Below are 17,501 nucleotides of genomic sequence, written 5' to 3' on the forward strand. Positions count from 1 at the left end.
ATTTCATAACTATACATATCGTTTCAAGTTGGGTAAGTATAGAGTGACACAAAGATAACCATTTGCAAATAAGGCTAGATTCCTGCATTTACCACCTTATGCACATCCAACATCAAATCTGATACACTTCAATTATCAAACTTATCAAACTATTGATCTCAGGAGGACCACACATTATGGGTAAAATTGTATGTTTTCCATCTCTATCCGAAGAACAGCAACAACGCATTCAGAATGCTGCACCGGGGTACACCCTGAAAGTCGGAAAAGCCAAGGAATTGGACCCCGCTGAGTTGAACGAGGCTGAGATTATTGTCGGTTGGTCACCCCTTGTCGCTGAACATGCATTGAAACAGGACAGCCTGTTGAAGTGGGTTCAGGTCTGGTCCGCTGGTGTGGACAGTCTCCCATTTGCAGATTTGCAGAAGAAGAACATTCAGGTCACTAGTGCAAATGGAGTTCACGCGATTCCAATTACCGAAATTATTCTGGGCATGATGTTATCCCACAGTCGCTGGCTGAGACAAGCCATGTTGCATCAACAGCAGTCCGAATGGAAAGCTCCCGCCAAACCACTACCAGAACTGCACGGCAAAACAGCGGTCATCGTTGGTGTAGGCGAGATCGGAACCGAAACAGCCCGCATTCTCAAAGCACTCGGCATGCGTACGATCGGAGTTCGTCGCTCAGGTAAAGATGTCCCTAACGTGGATCAGATGTACGACATGACCGGACTGCATGAAGCCTTGAGCCAAGGCGATTATGTGATTAACATTTTACCGTTGACCGATGAAACCAAACATATATATGATCAAACTGCATTTGAGCATTTCCAATCCGGTGCATGTTTCGTCAATGTGGGCCGAGGCCCCAGTGTGAAAACGGAAGCCTTGCTGAATGCACTCCAAAACGGCCAGATTGCCTTCGCCGCACTTGACGTGTTCGAAGAAGAACCACTTCCGGCAGACCACCCGCTATGGGGCATGGATAACGTCTTAATTACGCCACATATCGCAGGAAGTACAGAGCAATATACGGATCGTGCAATCGATATTTTCATCAAAAATCTGGAAGCTTATGTTGCTGGTAAGACCCTTCCGCTTAACCTAGTGGATTATAGTCATAAATATTAACACAAACATCCGTTCCCATGCAATATTGTGCAAATCAACATCAAGGATATAAATTAAATATAAAAAAACTCCACCTTTGGAAATGTAATATCTCCCAGGTTGGAGTTTTTTATTCTTATACTTACACACACAACCAAATATGACGTATAAACGTGCCTTTGTTTACTGTTCGGTACTCTTTTACCGTCCATCCCGCTTCCAACAAGTGCTCTTCTACCCACTCTGTGGAAACAACTACCGCCCGTTTTGCCAATCTGCGCAAGCTCTCCAGCATGGCTCGTTGCTCAGCATCTGGAAGTACAGAACAGAGATTATAGGGCATGTCCAGAATTGCTGCATCATACCAATCTTGCAGTTCATTCATATCCCCCAATGTGATTCGATCCGAATCATATCCATAATGCGGCAGATTGATACGAGCACCTCGGACAGCCAGAGGATTCAGGTCGTTACCTCTCGCATCAATTCCCATGGATAAAGCCTCAATGACAACCGTTCCCATGCCGCAGCACGGATCAAGTAATCGATGGTTTTCCACGTATGGAACAGCAATATTCACCAGTGCTCTGGCGAGTGTGATGCCAAATCCAGTCGAGTAATTTTGCGGCTTCTGCCGATGAATCTGCCATGATCGATCAGCTTCTGTCCACTGGCCCAAGATCCATTTTTCTCCTGTTTGGATTAGGCCGAAAGTCACCTTTGGTTGCTTCATCTGTGCCTTGCCTTTAATGCACATGCCGACTTCTTTTTCCAGTTGACGAGACTGTGCATAATCAGGGGCATGATCCCCTTCTTTCAGACAAATCACCTTAAATGTCTCTTCTGGCAACAGCTCAATCTCTTTGGCAAGAGGGAGCAGATCAGTCACCGTGTCCCCTTCACCGATCACATCTAATCTGCCATGGATAAAAGGACTTCGTCCAGGTGATATACATCGTTCGGACCACACATATGCTCCCCTATCCATACCGATCTCTGAACTCGGTTCAAGCAACGTATTCAGCTCCAGCATGCATAATTCGCGCTCGTTCTCGTGACAAGCAAAGGTGTAGAGGTATTTCCCGGAAGTAGCGTAAATACCAAGTGTTTCATCAGGCAAAATTCCCCTCCCCTTCCTTCATTAATCATGTTTCTTCTATATAAATAGTAGCTCATTGTAGACATATCAAATATCAGCTGTTACGAATGCTTCAGGTAGTCATTGTATACAATGTTAGACTGCTAGACAACTATCCATTTCTTTGTACGTAACTATCTGGAAAGAAAAAAATAAGGTGTTCCCATGATTGAGGAACACCTTATTTTATTTAGAAACTCTCACCAATCGCCGCATGCATGAGCCAGTTTCTTCTATTATAAGAAGAAGATTATATTTTTAATTTTTCAATGGATGTTAGCAAATCTTCCGATAATTCTTTCAGACTTTGAATATTGCCGCTAATCGTTTCCATGGAACTTACCTGCTCTTCTGCCGATGCCGAAACTTCTTCCACACTCGCTGCAGATTGCTCCGAAACAGCGGAAATCTGCTGACTGAAATCATTCATTCGTCCGCTTGCTTCCTGCATGCCTGCGAGGCCATCTGTCATGGTGCTGATCACACCCACCATGCCTTCCACCGATTCATTAATTGTACGGAAGAGCTGACCTGAAGCAAGTACATGTTCCTGACCCAGTTCGGTCTCCTGAACGCCGGTACGTAATTCTGCAACCACTCCTTGTGACTCCTGCTGAATATCCTCGGTAATCGCCGTGATCTCTTCAACCGAAGTCTGCACAGCCTCAGATAACTTCCGCACTTCTGATGCCACTACGGCGAACCCGCGTCCACTCTCTCCCGCACGGGCTGCCTCAATGGAGGCATTCAGTGCCAGCAGATTGGTTTGGCGTGCAATGTCATGAATGACCTGAACCAGCTTGGAGATATCTTCATTTTTACGATTCAACCTTTCCATCTTGTTCATGGAAGTTGAGACTGATCCGGAAATCTGTTGCATCTGCTGCACGGACTGTTCCATCGCCTTGCGACCATTCAGCCCTTGCTCCAGTACAAGATCCGACATGACGCGCAGCTGGCTGCCTTGTTCCGTATGATTCTGAATGTGATCATTCAGCGCTTCAACTGTGCGGGCTGATTCCACCGCTGTCTCTGCCTGGCTTTCCGCGGCCTTGGCTGACTCTTCCATTGTCACAGCAATTTGGCGACTACCAATCTTAACCTCTTCGGAGGAGATTGCCAGTTCCCCACTCTGCCGATTGACAGCTTCCGCAATTCGTCTGACGCTCAGAACCATGGAAGTCAGGTTACCTTTCATGTCATTCACTGCTTTGGCCAGAACACCGACTTCGTCCTCATGTTTGGTATGTATATCCTGAACATTCAATTGGCCTTCTGCAATCAGTTTAACTGCACTAATAACACGCAGTAGTGGTTTCACAACCTGTGAACGAATAATCGGAATACTGATCGCTGTAATGACAATCATGACAAGAACACCGATAATGATGATTATTCTGCCATCCTGAACGGATCTGATCGTTTGGGCCGCCGCAATATTGGACTGCTTCTGATTGTATTCCACAAGATAATCCAGATCGACTTGCATGGCGTCAAAGGAGTCTGCACCTTTTTCAGCCACTTCCTTGGCCAGCTGTGTCTGACCCTCATCACTCAGCTTGATTGCTTGCGTATTAATCTTAAGATACGCTTCCCATTTGTTCTTGAACGCAGTCCAGTGATCGAGTTCCTCCGTAGACTTTTCCTGCTGGTCATAAATTTTAATCGCCTGTGTCGTTTCACGAATATACTTGGTACGCTCTTCTGACAAGGCTGCCTTGTCCGTTTCATCTGCGTCAAAGTGACGATAACTTAGCGAAAGAACATGCTCCGTAGTATAGTTTAACCGGTTAATTTGCTGGATTGATGGCATCCAATTGTTCGTAATCTCATTAGTGTTGGATTCGATTGAATTCATACGGGTGACAATGGTGACACTCAAAACAATTAAACAGAGGATTAACAAGTAGAACGCGATGCTGATACGCAGACCGATACTTTTGATCTTAAATCTGCTGAACATATGATTTCCCCCTTGACCTCTTCGGTCATCCCGAATTCAGGTGCTTTTGTCATTGTTTTCCCCTTCTTTTGACCTCTTGTCAGAAGAACTTATCTATATTATATCGATAGGAAAATAGACGTAAAGTATTATAACATTATTTTGTTATTAAGAAGCTTAATTTTGTAAAATATTGTTGAATTTTGGCACATTCTAAAATAAAAAGCTGCAGCATACGGTGAAATCCCGATCTGCAGCTCTCCGCTTTATTCGAATTTTAACGGTTTGCATCATAAAGTGCTTCGCCCGCTTCAAGATTGCTGTCTCTGCTCGGCCAGCAATCGGTAAGAATTCAGCCTGCGCTCATAATCTGGTCCTGCCGTAACCAGAAGCAACCGCTTCGTATCCAGCCTGCGACTTACTTGTTCCAATTGACCCCATACCTGCTCAGGTGTACCTGCATAGTGCCGCTCTGATTCATGATGATCAGCACTGGCTGAGTCATTCGTGCCGGAGACCTCGATACCACTCGAATTCAGCTCGCTTGAACGTTCTCTTCCATCCGCCTTGCGTCTCTCCGCAATGTCACGACTCCAGGCCAAGGCATCCGTCTCTGACTCCGCACACAATACGCTGACTGCCACCATAACCTCAGGCTCCTTCATGGTTGCACTGGGGGTGAATCCTTCCCGGTATCGCCTTACAGCCTCTGTACCATCAGCATCACTCATGAATTGACCAAAGACATATCCCATGCCAAAGCGTGCCGCAAATTCTGCGCTCTTCACGTTGGTCCCAAGCATCCAGAGCGATAATGGAAGCTTGGGAATCGGACGAGCCGTCACAGGATGATCCTCGTAGGTATATCGATCTTCAAGCAGTTCCGTCAGTGCTGCGAGTGATTCGGGCAGCTTGGACACATGTTGCAAGTAATTGCCACTGAGTGCCATCGTCGCATGAGGTCCACCGCCAGGAGCACGTCCGAGCCCAAGCTCAATGCGCCCCGGATAGAGGGTAGCCAGCAGACGGAACGATTCTGCAACCTTGAGCGGACTGTAGTGCGGCAACAAGACTGCACCTGAGCCAAGCTGGATCGTTGTCGTCTTTGCTCCGATATGCGAGAGCAATACTTCGGGAGAGGCCGATGCCAGTTCAGCCATGTCATGATGCTCTGATGTCCAGTATCGGGTGTATCCCCAAGCCTCAGCCTGTTGCGCAAGTGCTACCGATTGCCGGAGCGCATGTTCCGCTGTGGCATCGTTTAACCTTGGAACAAGGTCAAGTACGCCCAGACTGAATTTATCACTCATTCTTGTAGCCAAGCGTCTCATCTCCCTTTATATCGGTTCATTTTAATCCAGATCGTAGATGGAACCCACCTTCAGCCCATAAAGTTCATTGTATATTTTCTCGGCAAATGCATCCGTCATTCCTGCAATATAATCGATGACCATGTGTTCCCAAGTCCAGATTGGCTGGGCTTTGGCCTGATCCTTCTCATACCGCTGCAGCCAGTCAGATGGAATAATAGATTTGGACGTTTCCGGATCAAGAAATGCATCCCATAATCGCTTAATCATCCATTCACTTCGCTTCTGTAGCCGTTGCACACGCAGGTCACGAATCATCGTCACCCAGGCAAAACTCTTGAGCACACTCACCGTACGCAGCATATCAAGGTCTTCAGCCCCTTCACGGACAAAGGTAACCTTCTTCCAGTCGCCATCGTCAATAACGCCAAGACTGCCTACAAAAAAGCTCACCCAGTAGGCTTTCACCTCACGTCGGGTACGCGAGTAATCATGCTCGCAGAACGGCATCTTCTCATTCCAGATGCGCAGGAACGAAGCGAGCACCTCTTCTACCTTTTGCCCAATTGCTTCTCGGGTCCATCCGTCCCAGAATAGATCCTCCAACGTTGTAATCTTATCCACAATCAGTCGATTCACATGCGGATCTTGCAGGAAATGCTCGTGTACTTCAATTTTGCCTGCTTTGATTCCATCCTCCAGGTCATGCGAGGAGTACGCAATATCGTCGCAGAGATCCATCAGCTGTGCTTCCAGCGTCTTCTTGCCTGCCGGCACTTTCCAACGATCACGGATCTCACGAATATATTGCCACTCATGATGATACATGCCTTTCTTGCTCTCTGTCCCGGGGTACGGATACTTGTTGATTCCTAGTAATACCGCATCAGACAGGTTCAGTCCGTCGATATCTTCACGCTTCTCCAAATGCATAATGAGACGGAAATTGTGTGCATTTCCTTCAAAATGCTCGTATTTCCGTTTGAGCTCAGCACGGACTTCAGACTCCACCTTGGGAACTTTGGCGCTGCGGCTTTTTTTCATAATTTTCTTAGCCTCGGTGTTAATGAGGTCATCCAGAATACCATCTAATACTTCTTCACCTTTATGTCCAAACGGCGGGTGACCGAAATCATGTGCGATTGCAGCACACTCCACTACTTCTGAGTCAATAATAAGGCCGGGGTTATCCGCACGGTCCCAGTCCACCTCGGGAAAACGACGAATCAGGCTGCGGGCAGCCTCTCGTGCAATCTGTGCCACCTCCAGGGAATGGGTCAAACGAGTACGATAATAATCCCCCGTTCCTGCGCCAAACACCTGTGATTTGCCTTGTAACCGACGGAAGGTCGGTGAATGAATGAGTCTGGAATAGTCCCGTTCGTATGCTGCACGAGATCCATCCAATTTGGTTAGTTCAGGATATTGTCTATGTTCTCTCAGATCGTTCCATTGCATGGGGATCACTCCTAGCCGACTGTCTCTATTTTGAGTGATTATACACAACATCTGTGGTTTCGAAAAGTAAAACCTGTCTGCGATTGTCATCTCTTCTTACATCAACTTGTAATAAACAGTCCTATTCTTTTATTATACCCTGCCAGACTATCATTCGTGCACCTAAATGATCATGATTCTATATTGAATTCATTATTCACATATGCTTGCTCACATGGCAGAACAACCCTAAGTATTCACGGTGCCAGCAGGTGGCCGTTCCGGTTACGGATCGTTCTTATGATCGCTGTTGTCTCCGGGTTTTCTGAATCCCCTATATTAAGGGGAAACCCCTGAGACAAAGGCGACCGCTCCGCTTCTTCAGAATCGATTCCGTCCCCTTCACTACTTTTGCTGTTTGATTCACACCCGATCTAAATGAAATTACATTCCCTATAAAGGGGATTTCGTAAAGATTTTGAAAGTTTAAAGAATCCCATTAACATGTTCATCCATCACTTCAATGATAGTCTGCCTCCCCGCACCCTCCCCGTTGTGGTTAAAAAAACAAAAACCGACAGGACGGAAATGCCCTGTCGGATGATTATGGTGGATGCAGCGTTGCGATTTAGCTACTAAACTTAATGTTCACACAGTGTACTCTTAAAACTACGTTAATTTTTGCATAAAGGATATATTATCGCACCCTTGTACGCCGGATTTTTACACCATAACCTTACAGATATCGTTAGTGAACTCTACTGGGTCCTGAATTGGCAATCCCTCGATCAGCAATGCCTGATGGTACAGCAGGCTTGTGTAGAGGTTCAGTTTTTCCTGATCCTGTGCAAAAGCGTCTTTCAACGATTTGAATACATCGTGATTCACGTTGATTTCCAGCACTTTGTCGGCTTGTACGTTTTCACTGTTCGGCATAGCTTTCAGGATTTTCTCCATTTCAATCGTCAGTTCACCTTCGGTGGACAAACATACCGGGTGGCTTCTGAGACGTTTGGAAGCTTTAACCGCTTTGACTTTACCGGCCAATTGAGCTTGCATCGCTTCAAACAACTCTTTGTTATCGTTGTCCTGAGCGTCCGTTTCTTCTTGGTCCGCGCTATCTTCGATACCCAGGTCACCACTGGAGATGGATTTGAATTCTTTCTCCTTGTAGTTCATGATCATCTTAATTGCGAACTCATCGATGTCATCGGTAAAGTACAGTACTTCGTACCCTTTCTCAAGAACACCCTCGATCTGTGGCAGTTTCTCAATACGGCTAATGGACTCACCGGATGCATAGTAGATGTACTTCTGATCTTCCGGCATTCTGGAGACGTATTCGTCCAGGCTCACGAGTTTGCCCTCTTTGGAAGACGTGAACAACAGCAGATCCTGCAATGTATCCTTGTTCACACCATAGTCACTGTATACACCATATTTCAATTGACGACCAAACGCTTGGTAGAACTTCTCGTAGTTCTCACGCTCGTCCTTCAACAGGCTTTGCAGCTGGCTCTTGATTTTGTTCTTAATGTTTTTCGCGATCAGGCTAAGCTGACGGTCATGTTGCAACATCTCACGGGAGATGTTCAGGGATAGGTCTTCCGAATCCACCATACCTTTGACAAATCCGAAGTAATCTGGCAACAAATCTCCGCATTTATCCATGATTAGCACGCCGTTAGAGTAGAGTTCAAGGCCTTTTTCATACTCTTTGGTATAGTAGTCAAACGGCGTATTCTCCGGTATAAACAGGATTGCATTGTATACCACTGCGCCATCTGCGCTGATATGCAAATGTTTGAGCGGTTTGTCAAAACCGTAGCGTTTTTCCATATAGAAGTTATTGTAATCTTCTTCGGTCAACTCGCTTTTATTTTTACGCCAGATCGGCACCATGCTGTTCACGGTTTGTTCTTCTTGGTATTCCTCGAACTCGTTCTCCGTGCCCTCTTTCGGACGTTGACCCGTCACATCCATCTTGATCGGGTAGCGAATGAAGTCGGAGTATTTCTTGATGATGGATCTCAGGCGGTACTCTTCCAAAAATTCGTCATACGAATCTTCTTCCGTATTTTCTTTGATCGTCAGGACGATTTCTGTACCTACGGAATCTTTCTCAGCCGGTGTAATGGTGTAACCATCCGCGCCTTCGGATTCCCATTTCCAAGCCTCGTCGCTACCCAGCGTTTTACTTGTTACGGTAAGCTTGTCCGCCACCATAAATGCCGAGTAGAAACCAACCCCGAATTGTCCGATGATGTTATGGCCGTCTTTGGCTTCATTTTCCTTCTTGAACGCCAGGGAACCACTCTTCGCGATAACCCCCAGATTGTTCTCCAGCTCTTCCTGTGTCATCCCGATTCCGGTATCCGTCAGTGTGAGCGTGCGATTCTCTTTGTCGATCGTAAGCTTGATGAAGTAGTCCTCTTTGTTGAAAACGAGCGTATCGTCTGTCAGTGCTCTGTAATAAATTTTATCAATGGCGTCACTGGAGTTGGAGATCAATTCTCTCAAAAAGATTTCTCTTTGGGTATAAATGGAGTTGATCATCATATCCAGCAAACGTTTGGATTCTGCTTGGAATTCTTTTTTAGCCATGAATGGTTGGACTCCTTTCAAATTTGGATATCGAATGATTTGATTGAAAATAGAAATAACTGAGATATTCCTGCGACCATTAGTAGACTCTAAAACCTTCGAGCGCTCTAGTCCACAGATAATATGACTCACTCTAATGAGTCATTGCAAAAAATAAGTGCATGACGTTCTGCAATGTAGCCGTTCCGGTTACGAATCGTTTTTCGGATCGCTGTTATCCCCGTATTTCTTTGATTCCCTTTTTTAAAAAGGAGAAATTCGGTGATAAAGGCGAACGCTTTGCTTCCTCCAAATCGATTTCGTCCCCTGCACTACTTCCACATTTGATCAGCGACTATTTTTTAGCATAGAGATCATCAACGAATTGAATCTTTTATTAAACGTGGAATACCGCTTCAGGTCTGTAGCGCCCGTTGGCTCCGCATGGCCTCCTCAGGTTCAATATCTATTTTCAAAAACAGAATCATTCCATATGTAGGCGTATAGTAAAAACATCATTTGTTAGCACTCTAATGATCGGAGTGCTAAACCCTTCCTTTTATATAACATATGGGAAAATTGGGTGTCAATACGCAGGCGGTTATTTTAACAAAAAGATCGAATAACCCTTCAACTTTGACACATCACCAATCATTTTAACGTAATCCCGTAGGTAAAACAAAAGCCGCCTCGAACCAAAGTTCGAACCGGCATAGAAGAAACAATTACGGTTAGAATTAGAAACTTCTACTTTTTGGCCATTTTCGGATCAAGGGTATCGCGTAGTCCATCACCCATTAGGTTGAAGCCGAGAACGGTCAACATGATGGAAACGCCGGGGAAGATCAGTGTCCACGGTGCTTTTTGTATAAACTGACGGGAGTCCGACAGCATTTTACCCCACTCCGGGTCGGGTGGTTGCGCACCCATGCCCAGAAATCCAAGTGCAGCGGCCTCGATGATCGCCGTTCCAATTCCGAGCGTACCCTGTACAATCAGCGGAGTAAGGCTGTTGGGTAAGATGTGGCGAAACAAGATTCGCCCGTTGCCCGCCCCAAGTGTCCGTGCCGACGTAATGAATTCCTCCTGTCTCAAGCTGAGTACCCGTGAACGCACCAATCTTCCGTAGGTCGGGATGTTCACGATGGCGATGGCGAGCAGTGCATTTTGCAACGACGGGCCCAATATCGCCACAATGGCGATGGCTAGCAAAATCCCCGGAAATGCGAGCAAGATATCAAATAAACGCGAGATGAGCATGTCCGCCCATTTTCCATAAAATCCGGCAATCAGACCAAGCAGCGTACCCGCAATAATGGAACCAATGACGGAGAAGAAGCCCACCCACAAGGAAATACGCGCCCCATGCAGCACTCTGGAAAACACGTCACGCCCCAGATCATCCGTACCAAACCAATGCTCTGCCGAAGGGGCCTGTAGCCGATCCACCAGCACCTGTTCCTTGTAATCGTAAGGTGCGATGTATGGCGCGAGGAAGGCCAACAGGATAAAAAACACGATAATAATCAAGCCCGCAAGTGCAAGCCGATTTTTCCGAAACGTCCTCCAAGCTTCACGCCATGGACCGGATGTGCTTGCTGTTGCAGCATCAATCGATGTTCCGGTATTGGTCGATAATTTGGCCATGCGGCGTCTCCTTTCTTGGATATGAATGATTATTCCTATTTATAACTGATACGAGGATCAAAGACAGCGTAGAGCAAGTCCACAATCAGATTGATTACCACGAAAAAAAATGCCACGATCAGAATGCCACTCTGGATCACTGGATAGTCCCGCGAACTAATCGCTTCATATATATAACGTCCCACGCCCGGCCAAGCAAAAATCGTTTCGGTCAACACTGCACCCCCGAGCAACGATCCAGTCTGGATGCCGATAACCGTAAGCACGGGGATAAACGCATTTTTGAGCGCATGTCCATATACAACAAAAAACGGACCCAGTCCCTTCGCCTTTGCTGTACGAATGTAATCGGAACTCATCACTTCCAGCATGCTGGAACGAGTCATCCGGGCAATAACAGCCATCGGGATCGTGCCGAGCGCAATACTCGGAAGCAACAAATGTTTCGTTACGGTCCACAACTGATTCCATTGTCCAGCAATCATCGTATCCAGCACATACAAGCCCGTAATGGCATCCACCGGATCACGTGCATTCATGCGTCCAATCGACGGCAACCACTGTAACTTGTTCGCAAACAGCCATTGTTCCATCAGACCGAGCCAGAAGATTGGCATGGATACACCCACTAGAGCAATGACCATACAGCAATAATCAAACCAGGAGTTGTGCTTCCATGCACTGACAATCCCGGCATTCACCCCAATAATGACAGCAAACAACATACTTGCCATCGTTAATTCGAGGGTAGCTGTCAGATAAGGCACAATTTCCTGGGCAATAGGCACCTTGGTGCGGATGGATGTTCCGAGGTCGCCTTTGAGCAAATCGCCCAAGTAGGCGAAATATTGCTGGAACCAGGGTTTATCCAGACCGAGCTGGTCACGAAGGGCCTGCTTGGATTGTTCGGTTGCCTTTTGCCCAAGTATGGTCTCAGCCGGGTCACCCGGAATGGCGTGGATGATGGAAAAGACAATCAGGGTCATGCCCAGCAGTACGGGCAGCAACACAAGCACACGTTTGACAATATAGCTGTTCAATCCTGTTCACCTGCCTTCGACGTTTCATGCAAAATAAAAAGCGCTGGCAGATACGCATGCTTTGGATAGTTACGTCCGGATGTGGGTTCAGCCAAGCATTGCGTCTCACCAGCGCTTTGATAGAAAGAATGGTTAATGCGTTAGATGCATATTCAGATTCAACTTACCTCTGCGCTATTCGAAGTAGGCACCAGCATAGGATTCACTGCCCAGCGGAGATGGTACAAAACCTTTCAGGTTCGATTTACCCGCCAGAATTGGCGTGGTGTGCACGAGTGGAATCCACGGTGCGTCTTCCTTGATAATTGCCTGCGCTTGTTTGTAAAGCTCCGCACGTTTCTCCTGATCCGTTTCTTTTTGCGCATCCGTCAGCAACACATGCAACTCTTCGTTGACGTAAAAGCTGCGGTTGTTGCCCGGAATGGCGTCTTTGTCCAGCAACGTGTACAGGAAGTTATCCGGGTCCCCGTTGTCTCCCGTCCAGCCGAGCATGTAGATATCGTCTTTCTCCCCGGCTTTGGCATCATCCAGATACGTCGCCCATTCTGGGGATTCAATGTTGGTGGTCACGCCAATTTTCTCAAAATCAGCCTGGATCGCTTCCGCAACCTTCTTGCCATCAGGCATATACGGGCGGGATACTGGCATGGCATAGAAGGTTACCGGATCAGGCAAACCGTCAGGGAAGCCAGCTTCGGCGAGTAGAGCTTTTGCTTTTTCCAGATCATATGGGTAATCCTCAATGGTATCGTTGTACCCCCACAGCGTTGGCGGCATCGGGTTCACAGCAGGCTCAGCTTGTCCAGCAAAGAACGCATCAATAAGGGCCTGCTTGTTCACCGCATGGTTGAGGGCTTGTCTGACTTTGACATTATCAAATGGTTTCTTCTTGAAGTTAAAGCCGATATACGCCACGTTGAACGGTGGACGCTCAATCTTCTGCAACTCGCTATTGCCTTCAAGGATGGACAGATCGTCCGGGTTCAAGTCTTCCATGACATCAATCTCACCGTTTTGCAGGGCATTGAAGCGAGCGGTGTTGTCCGGAATCGAACGCACGATTACTTTGTTCAGCTTCGGCAGTCCTTCTTTCCAATAATCCGCGTTTTTCTCCAGGGTAATGGAGTCGTTACGCTTCCACTCTTTGAATACAAATGGGCCGGTGCCCACAGGCTCGCTCTTGAAGTTTTCTTTTTTCTCCTGAATCGCTTTCGGGCTGGCAATTCCAAATGGCGTCATCGCAATATTTTGCAGGAAAGGCGCTTGTGGCTGGTTCAATGTGAACTCTACCGTTGTCTCGTCCGTCGCCTTCACTTCCTTGATCACACGTCCGTCCTCTGGACCAAACATGGAGTCGTAATAATCGAAGGAATCCCCTTCGAATTTATATTCACTCGCCGGATCGCCCCATCGGTTGAAGTTGAACACAACAGCCTCAGCGTTGAAGTCGGTACCGTCATGGAATTTCACACCGGACTTCAGCTTAAACACATACTTGAGTCCATCCGCCGAAATCTCCCAGCTCTCTGCCAGTCCAGGAACGACCTCTGTTCCACCTTCCTTGTAGTCCAGCAATGAATCAAACACCTGATGTCCAATCTTCAGCGACTCTCCATCAGTTACAATCGCCGGATCGAGTGCAACGGAATCCCCGCCACGCCCCATAATCATCGTATCTTGCGCTTCTGTCACTTCGGCTGGTGGCTCGCTGCCTTCCGCAGGAGCAGGCGAATTCCCAGCCCCCTCATTGCTCGAACAGCCTGACAACACCAAGACGGTACTCAAAGCCAGAGTCAAAAAACCGGACATCCATTTCTTTCTCATTCGCATACGTACAACACCCTTCCCTGTCTCATAATGTGTGTGATGCTGGCATGAAAAAACTTCAATGATAGCCATTGGTTCGGTGCTTGCTTGTATCAATGAAAGGCTTTAGGTGCCTGTGATACCTGAATTAAGGTTCCGGGAAAAATAAGGCATGTATATAAAATGTAAAAACAGCATGGGAGACAGGTAAATACAGGTAAATACAGGTAAATAATGGATATAAGTAAAAGTCAGATCATCATGCCATGGATTACGGATATGGACGATTTACTTTTATAGAAAAAGAAAACATACAACGAAAGAAGTATCTTGTGAGATGAATCTATGCAAGTGAATGAGATTGTTGCGATTTATTTGAACTAAGGTCAATAAGTGATAGCAAACTGTTACGGACCAGTAAGACCAAGTTCAAGTCAGTGGATTTAGAAATACAGATGGGCATATGGATACTATGCTGCTGGGTACCAATAACGTCTGTTCCTTGAGCGGGTCGCGGGTCCTATTAAGTATGCAGTGTGGGAGCTGGACTAGGTATCGTTTGCAATACGGACGAAAGAAACTGAACATAGGCTAGGTTGTTTAGATCGTGTAAGTATTTTTAATACGGTGGTTGTCTCTTGCAGATTGGATGTGTATAACGTATGAACGAGTCATCTTGAGATGTTGGATTGTACAACAGGGAGACATTACAATAACTTCTTATGTTATGGTTTTGTCATGATGAGGAGGATTGTGTAAATAAACCGTAGTGAAAAACAATTTCGTGTAACTTACTTTACATCACATTAATCAAATAGACAAGAGATTTACAGACATAAGTCTTCAACTTTATTATATGCGTTAATATTACTTACACAAAACACAAAAAAGGAACACAGTTCGACAAAAAGCGTCTTGTGTCCCTTCTCCACTCAATCCACATTTATATAAAATCAACATTTTAATTTGCTAAGAATCAGCTCACTTTTTAAACAAACCTCTGCGATGCATCACGGTAATAAAACGGTAAAAATCATAACTCGCCCCATTATCGATGCTGAACAACGGATTTTTGGTGTCATACGCCAGTGCAGCATCCACAGCAGCTTTCGCCCATACTGGAACTTCCATTTGCTGACGCGCCTGCAGTTTGTCGACCTGGGATTTGAGCGCGTCAAACGCTGCTTTCTCTTCGGCTGTCATCGGTTCGCCCCCTTTCGGTGGTTCGGTTGGTGGATTCGGGTTGGTTGGATTCGTTGGATTGGTTGGCTCCGGTGGTTTCGGAGTGGCCGCTGCGTACCTTGCTCTGAGCTGTGCCGCTGTGCCCTCGAATTCATTCATATCCACGTTGCCACTAATGCCATTCACCTTACCTGAATCCGTATACTGCCAGAACGTCCAACGCTTCCATGCCGGCTGGTCGTCCGGTACACGGGTGTTGCTGTAACGTGCAATCCACAGATCGTATGAGCTGAGTGATGTATCAAAATTCCCGGCAAATGAATTGCCCGTGTATATGATTGGTTTTACACCTGTGAGGCGTTGTAGTTCGGTTAAAAAAGCTTTGGCAACCGTATTCATCTGCGTTTTGCTCAGGTTGCCGGGGTTGTTCTCGTAATCCATGACAGGTGGCAGTTGTAACGCCTTGGCTCCTCCAACTTTGTTCAGGGTATTGGCGTAATGCGTTGCTTCTGCCTTGGCACCATCGGTAGAGGTCGCGCGGAAGAAATGGTACGTTCCCACCAGCATACCCGCCGCCAGAGCGCCTGTTACATTTTTCTGGTAATTCGGATCAGTATACGTCTGTCCCTCGGTTGACTTGATGAATACAAATGTCATGCCACTTGCCTTCACTTTGGCCCAGTCAATATTGCCCTGGTATCGGGAGACGTCAATGCCCTGTGTGTTGCCAGAACTTCTCGTTTGCATGTTTCTCACACCCTTTATGCGGCAAATTGCCGTTTGTATATAGTTAATGCGGTTGGATCAGGGGTTGCTTGTGTGCGTGTCCCTTGTTGATGGTAATAGCTATATTCAATGAGTATCTATCCTCTTAGGAAAAAATATCAATCCGGTTACGCGACCGTTCCAGATACGGATCGTTCTTATGATCGCTGTTGTCTCCAAATTTTTATGATTTATTATTCTAATAGTTAAAATTTAGAGACAAAGGCGACCGCTCCGCTTCTTCAGAATCGATTCCGTCTCTTTCACTACTTGTAGGCTACGACTTTCGACTCTGTAGTGCTCTATATCCGCCACAGGACAATTTTGAATAAATGCTGAGCCTTTACTTCGTTTCATCTCTAATCTGTTGATCAACGTCCTCATGATCTGACTGTACAAAAGATTCTCTGGAATCAGGAGTATAGTTACCTGAGATCCCCCCGGATCCCCCTTTCCCTTTAAGCACTTCAATGGCTTGCCGAATCACAGGCGGAATCGGAGCACCCAACTTGCCCCCGTTTTCGATAATGGACAACAACTCATTTGCGATATAAAAAAAGGCGACCGCATCCCTGAACAAATGTCCGTCTCCCAGAACACCGTCCACTAGATGAGCCACCGATACCATCGCAAATATAAATACCTTTCGTGCGATGCCGAACATCCCAACATTACTCTCTAACTTGCCTCTCATACCCGCCGCCGCGATGCCAGTAAGGTAGTCGAGGATGACGAACACGAGTAGTACGCCGAGCACGCCTGACCAACCTCCGAAGAAGTAGGTTACTGAGCTGGTTATTAGGGCGAGGAGCCATTTCCATATGGTATCCCATCGTTCCATGGTTTCACCTCCTTTCTGTTTTTGATAGTGGATGCCTAAGTAGCTTACAACGCTAATTCTATTCTACTGTCGTTTGGATGAGACAACTCATTTTGTAATCTCCCCGATGAAATCCGACTTTGTAACGGCAGGTACATATAGTTGCAGCAGCTCCTGATATGTCTGGAACTGCGTGGTCAAAGACAAACACGGATATTTGCATTTAAAAGCCTCTCGATTAAACACGGATCCGCCCCCTTAAATATGAAAATCCCCCTGACTCCAGAGGGCATAATAAAAGCGCACCACTTGGGTACGCTGCTTAAATTCCTTCAGTTTTCTCTAAAATGTAATCCTCGACTGCTTGCCGATAATCGGCGTTTGTGATGTCATTAAGTAAATACACTTGACCAGTCTTTGGATTAAGTCTCATTCAGAATTCGTTCAGCAGCAATCCGTACTACAACTTCATTTACCATTACAAAATCCCTCCTGTATTTTTCATTGGCTAATAACAAGATTTGGTCTTCTAATTCCCTCATCTTCTCTTCTGGAGTTAATTTGGGATGAATTCTTTCAATGGCTGGCTTTTTGGTTTCTGGATGGATCTTCACAAATCGATAAATGTTATAGTCGATTTCGTCATATTTCAAATCAACGTATTCCAATTTTCTAATCTCGTTTCGAGCGAACCGTCACCTTGCCAAAATGATGTTACA

At 46.3% G+C, this 17,501-nt stretch carries 12 protein-coding genes; 1 reads left to right on the plus strand and 11 read right to left on the minus strand.

Annotation, left to right across the window (positions count from 1 at the left end; genetic code table 11):
- The first annotated feature begins 176 nt into the window (after window positions 1-176).
- Window positions 177-1,133 carry a D-2-hydroxyacid dehydrogenase gene (locus tag AB4111_RS10070; protein ID WP_442031394.1) on the plus strand — a complete coding sequence of 319 codons (957 nt, stop codon included), beginning with the start codon at window positions 177-179 and terminating at the stop codon, window positions 1,131-1,133.
- 121 nt (window positions 1,134-1,254) lie between these two features.
- On the opposite strand, the gene AB4111_RS10075 is transcribed toward AB4111_RS10070, so the two are convergent.
- From AB4111_RS10075 to AB4111_RS10125, 11 genes are all read right to left on the minus strand, one after another.
- Window positions 1,255-2,232 (minus strand): TRM11 family SAM-dependent methyltransferase, encoded by a 978-nt coding sequence (locus AB4111_RS10075; RefSeq protein ID WP_442031395.1) that lies wholly within the window; start codon window positions 2,230-2,232, stop codon window positions 1,255-1,257.
- Window positions 2,233-2,500: 268 nt separating this feature from the next.
- A complete protein-coding gene (locus AB4111_RS10080; RefSeq protein ID WP_253431506.1) occupies window positions 2,501-4,213 on the minus strand; it encodes a methyl-accepting chemotaxis protein in 1,713 nt (570 codons plus the stop codon).
- A gap of 290 nt (window positions 4,214-4,503) precedes the next feature.
- Window positions 4,504-5,523: an MsnO8 family LLM class oxidoreductase gene (locus tag AB4111_RS10085; protein ID WP_442031396.1), complete on the minus strand. Its 1,020-nt coding sequence runs from the start codon at window positions 5,521-5,523 to the stop codon at window positions 4,504-4,506.
- 21 nt (window positions 5,524-5,544) lie between these two features.
- Window positions 5,545-6,960: a deoxyguanosinetriphosphate triphosphohydrolase family protein gene (locus tag AB4111_RS10090; protein WP_442031397.1), complete on the minus strand. Its 1,416-nt coding sequence runs from the start codon at window positions 6,958-6,960 to the stop codon at window positions 5,545-5,547.
- Window positions 6,961-7,662: 702 nt separating this feature from the next.
- The gene (gene htpG, locus AB4111_RS10095; RefSeq protein ID WP_339240249.1) at window positions 7,663-9,543 is read right to left on the minus strand and encodes a molecular chaperone HtpG; all 1,881 of its coding nucleotides are present in this window, start codon (window positions 9,541-9,543) and stop codon (window positions 7,663-7,665) included.
- 726 nt (window positions 9,544-10,269) lie between these two features.
- Window positions 10,270-11,169 (minus strand): nickel transporter permease, encoded by a 900-nt coding sequence (gene nikC, locus AB4111_RS10100; RefSeq protein ID WP_442031398.1) that lies wholly within the window; start codon window positions 11,167-11,169, stop codon window positions 10,270-10,272.
- 35 nt (window positions 11,170-11,204) lie between these two features.
- Complete coding sequence (locus AB4111_RS10105) at window positions 11,205-12,209, minus strand: ABC transporter permease (protein WP_442031399.1); 1,005 nt, start codon at window positions 12,207-12,209, stop codon at window positions 11,205-11,207.
- Window positions 12,210-12,383: 174 nt separating this feature from the next.
- Complete coding sequence (locus AB4111_RS10110) at window positions 12,384-14,033, minus strand: ABC transporter substrate-binding protein (RefSeq protein WP_442031618.1); 1,650 nt, start codon at window positions 14,031-14,033, stop codon at window positions 12,384-12,386.
- A 963-nt stretch (window positions 14,034-14,996) separates the two neighbouring features.
- Window positions 14,997-15,944: a glycoside hydrolase family 25 protein gene (locus tag AB4111_RS10115; protein ID WP_442031400.1), complete on the minus strand. Its 948-nt coding sequence runs from the start codon at window positions 15,942-15,944 to the stop codon at window positions 14,997-14,999.
- Between the two features lie 361 nt (window positions 15,945-16,305).
- Window positions 16,306-16,803, minus strand: coding sequence for a phage holin family protein (locus tag AB4111_RS10120; RefSeq protein ID WP_442031401.1), 498 nt, complete (start codon window positions 16,801-16,803; stop codon window positions 16,306-16,308).
- A gap of 401 nt (window positions 16,804-17,204) precedes the next feature.
- Window positions 17,205-17,450: a hypothetical protein gene (locus AB4111_RS10125; protein WP_442031402.1), complete on the minus strand. Its 246-nt coding sequence runs from the start codon at window positions 17,448-17,450 to the stop codon at window positions 17,205-17,207.
- Between the last annotated feature and the right edge of the window lie 51 nt (window positions 17,451-17,501).

The organism is Paenibacillus sp. 2KB_22 (assembly GCF_052115745.1).
GTDB lineage: Bacteria > Bacillota > Bacilli > Paenibacillales > Paenibacillaceae > Paenibacillus.